Below are 3,675 nucleotides of genomic sequence, written 5' to 3' on the forward strand. Positions count from 1 at the left end.
TTGGCCATGAATTACATTAAAAAGCGTAAGGTTGAAGCATGCGATATTGCAAGTGAGCTCTACCAATCCTTAGAGACTTACATGCTCAGTTGCATGGCGAATATGAATCTCTCCGATGCTATTAAAGATTATGTACCACGATTTAGCGATGCCAAAACTGCACCAGAGCGTCAGACTTTTTCTTATCCAGAATTGAAGGTGAGCAAGCCCTCTAAGGGTGAGGTTCAGAGGGTAATTAAGACACCTTTTAAAAAAGTAGAAGATGTTCCGCTGGGGCCAAATTCCATTTTCAGTTTTGGCGACTACCTACAAAAAGCAGAATCAATATAAGGCTCTAAAATATGAAGGCAATGAACTGGAATGCGCTTAGTAAAATACTTGCATCCTTAGCAATCGCAATAGCGCCATGGGTGGTTTCTGTTGCTGCTGATAGTGCTCCAACTAAATCTGACCCTGCTTGGCTAACCGATGCTCGCGCCAGCATCAAATCTAACAATTACGACCAAGCATTGAAGCAGTTGCAGTCAGCCAATGATGTCGATTCTGCGGATTGGAATAACTTGATGGGATACAGCCTTCGCAAAAAGCAGCCACCTGATTTGGTTTCATCTGAAAAGTATTACCAGGCAGCACTCAAGATTGACCCAAGCCATAGGTCTGCATTGGAATATTACGGTGAGTTGCTCTTGATGAAGAAGGATTTGCCTGGGGCTGAGGCTATGTTGGCTAGACTAGATAAGGCCTGCCTATTTGGTTGTGAGGAGTACAGCGACCTAAAGGCAAGTATTGCGAAGTATCAAGGTAAATAGCAATCCTTTATCCTCCCATGCCACTGTGTGGTGATGGGTGCCTGAAACCCCATTCTAGGTTTTAAAAAAGCCCAGCTTTTCCGATCTCGGTAACTTCTTTAATTTAGCCTCTGCCTTGGAGGCTTCAGATCGATCTGGGTGCTCTTGGGTCGCCAAAAGGGTGACTGGTCTACGAGCCCTTGTATAGCGAGCACCTTCCCCTGAATTATGGGCTGCCAAGCGATGTTCTAGGCGGTTGGTAATCCCAGCGTAATAGCTGCCATCTGAGCACTCTAGGAGGTAAACAAGCCAGGTCAAAATGGGGGTAAATTCGCTTAAAAAGAGGTCTAACAGACTTGAAATTATGAAGAATGCCCCTATATTCTATAGATAGATATGTATTAAAAATAGTTGAAGTAGATAGGATTGAAAAATGAGAATAGATAAATTAACTACCAAGTTTCAAGAGGCGCTTAGCGAGGCGCAAAGCCTAGCTTTGGCAAAAGACAATCAATATATCGAGCCAGCCCATTTATTGTTGGCCATGTTGCGTGATTCAGATGGCGGTGCCAAGAGTTTGTTAACCCGCGCAGGCGTCAATGTTCCTGGTCTTGAGAAAGCTACTGAAAAGCTCATTAGTAACCTGCCTGAAGTGCAGGGTACTAGTGGCGAAGTGCAGGTTGGCCGTGATTTAAGTAATTGGCTCAATTTATGTGAAAAAGAAGCTAATAAGCGTAATGATCAATTTATTGCTGGCGAACTCTTCTTGCTAGTAGTGGCAGATGATAAGGGTGAGCTCGGCAAGATTGCTCGTGAGAATGGTTTAAATCGTAAATCGTTAGAGGCGGCTATTGATTTAGTGCGCGGAGGAGAATCAGTGAATAGTGCAGATGCTGAAGGTCAACGTGAGGCCCTAAAGAAATACACCGTCGATTTAACTGAGCGTGCTCGTATGGGCAAGCTCGATCCCGTGATTGGTCGTGATGATGAGATTCGTCGCACCATACAGATCTTGCAACGTCGCGGTAAAAATAATCCGGTGCTGATTGGCGAGCCAGGTGTTGGTAAGACTGCCATCGTAGAGGGTCTTGCCCAACGCATTATTAATGGCGAAGTTCCTGAAACTCTGAAGAATAAGCGCGTCCTCGTGTTGGATATGGCATTGCTATTGGCTGGTGCTAAGTACCGCGGTGAATTCGAAGAACGTCTTAAGGCTGTTCTGAGCGATGTAGCTAAAGACGAAGGTCAAACCATCATCTTTATTGATGAAATTCATACGATGGTTGGCGCTGGTAAAGGTGATGGCGCAATGGATGCCGGAAATATGCTCAAGCCCGCCTTAGCGCGCGGCGAATTGCACTGCATCGGCGCAACCACCTTAGATGAATATCGTAAATACATTGAGAAAGATCCAGCGCTCGAGCGTCGTTTCCAAAAGGTTATGGTGGAAGAGCCTAGCGTTGAGGCGACTATTGCGATCTTGCGTGGTTTGCAGGAGCGCTATGAGCTTCACCATGGCATAGAGATCACCGATCCCGCCATTGTGGCGGCAGCCGAGTTGTCACACCGCTACATTACGGATCGCTTCTTACCGGATAAAGCTATCGATTTGATTGACGAGGCCGGTTCACGTATTCGGATGGAGATTGATTCCAAGCCTGAGGTGATGGATAAGCTGGAGCGTCGCCTCATTCAGCTCAAGATTGAGCGTGAAGCTGTCAAGAAAGAAAAAGATGAAGCATCGCAAAAGCGCCTTGGTCTCATTGAAGATGAAATCAAACGCTTGGGCGCTGAGTATGCTGATCTAGAGGAAATTTGGAAGGCAGAGAAGGGTGCTGTATTAGGCGCCGCTCATCTTAAAGAAGAGATTGAAAAAGTTCGCGCCGATATTGCTAAGCTCCAACGCGATGGTAAGTTGGAGCAGGTCGCTGAATTGCAATATGGCAAATTGCCTGAGCTGGAAGCTAAGCTCAAATCTGCTGCTGCAGCTGAAGCAAAAGGCGATAAAGATGGCGTCGTCAAGAACAAGCTTTTGCGTACGCAAGTAGGCGCAGAAGAAATTGCTGAAGTAGTGTCTCGTGCAACCGGTATACCGGTATCGAAGATGATGCAGGGCGAGCGCGACAAGCTATTGAAGATGGAAGAGCTCCTGCATAAGCGTGTGGTTGGTCAAGAAGAGGCTATTCGTGCGGTATCTGATGCGATTCGTCGCTCCCGCGCTGGTCTTGCTGAAGAGAATCGCCCTTATGGTTCATTCTTATTCTTGGGGCCTACTGGTGTTGGTAAGACTGAGCTCTGCAAAGCTTTAGCTGGCTTCTTATTTGATAGTGAAGATCACCTGATCCGTATCGACATGAGTGAGTTCATGGAGAAGCATAGTGTTGCGCGTTTAATTGGCGCGCCTCCGGGCTATGTGGGTTACGAAGAGGGTGGTTACCTAACCGAACAAGTACGTCGTCATCCGTATAGCGTGATCTTGTTTGATGAGATTGAAAAAGCGCATCCGGATGTCTTTAACGTACTCTTGCAAGTATTGGACGATGGTCGCTTAACCGATGGTCAAGGCCGTACTGTGGACTTTAAGAACACGGTGATTGTGATGACTAGTAATATCGGCTCACATCTGATTCAGTCGATGACAGATAAGAAGCAATCCGAGATTAAAGATGCGGTATTTGAAGAGCTGAAGAATCACTTCCGACCAGAGTTCTTAAATCGTATTGATGAAATCGTGGTATTCCATGGTTTGGATAAAGGCAATATCGCCAATATCGCGAAGATCTTGCTCAAGAACTTGTCAGATCGTTTGGCAAAGGTCGATATGCAGATGGAAGTGAGTGATGCCGCTCTGAGTAAGATTGCAGAGGTCGGTTTTGATCCCGTATTT

3 protein-coding genes and 1 pseudogene are annotated in these 3,675 nt (G+C 46.2%); 3 read left to right on the forward strand and 1 reads right to left on the reverse strand.

The window, feature by feature from the left end; translation table 11 throughout:
- Together B7X71_RS13605 and B7X71_RS13610 are read left to right on the forward strand one after the other, a co-directional pair.
- Positions 1-330 (forward strand): annotated as a pseudogene (locus tag B7X71_RS13605) (transcriptional regulator); the annotation flags it as partial.
- A gap of 11 nt (positions 331-341) precedes the next feature.
- The gene (locus B7X71_RS13610) at positions 342-809 is read left to right on the forward strand and encodes a tetratricopeptide repeat protein (protein WP_293599708.1); all 468 of its coding nucleotides are present in this window, start codon (positions 342-344) and stop codon (positions 807-809) included.
- Positions 810-863: 54 nt separating this feature from the next.
- Here B7X71_RS13610 and B7X71_RS13615 read toward each other — a convergent pair whose 3' ends face one another.
- Positions 864-1,106 (reverse strand): GIY-YIG nuclease family protein, encoded by a 243-nt coding sequence (locus tag B7X71_RS13615; protein ID WP_293599707.1) that lies wholly within the window; start codon positions 1,104-1,106, stop codon positions 864-866.
- A gap of 115 nt (positions 1,107-1,221) precedes the next feature.
- Here B7X71_RS13615 and clpB point away from each other — a divergent pair.
- Positions 1,222-3,675: ATP-dependent chaperone ClpB (gene clpB / locus B7X71_RS13620; protein ID WP_293601023.1), on the forward strand; the 2,454-nt coding region annotated here is incomplete at its 3' end.

It is taken from the genome of Polynucleobacter sp. 39-46-10 (genome assembly GCF_002282275.1).

What these genes read in the sequence shown, in the direction of transcription:
- B7X71_RS13610 (WP_293599708.1), top strand. Translation starts at nt 342, where the DNA reads ATGAAGGCAATGAACTGGAATGCGCTTAGTAAAATACTTGCATCCTTA.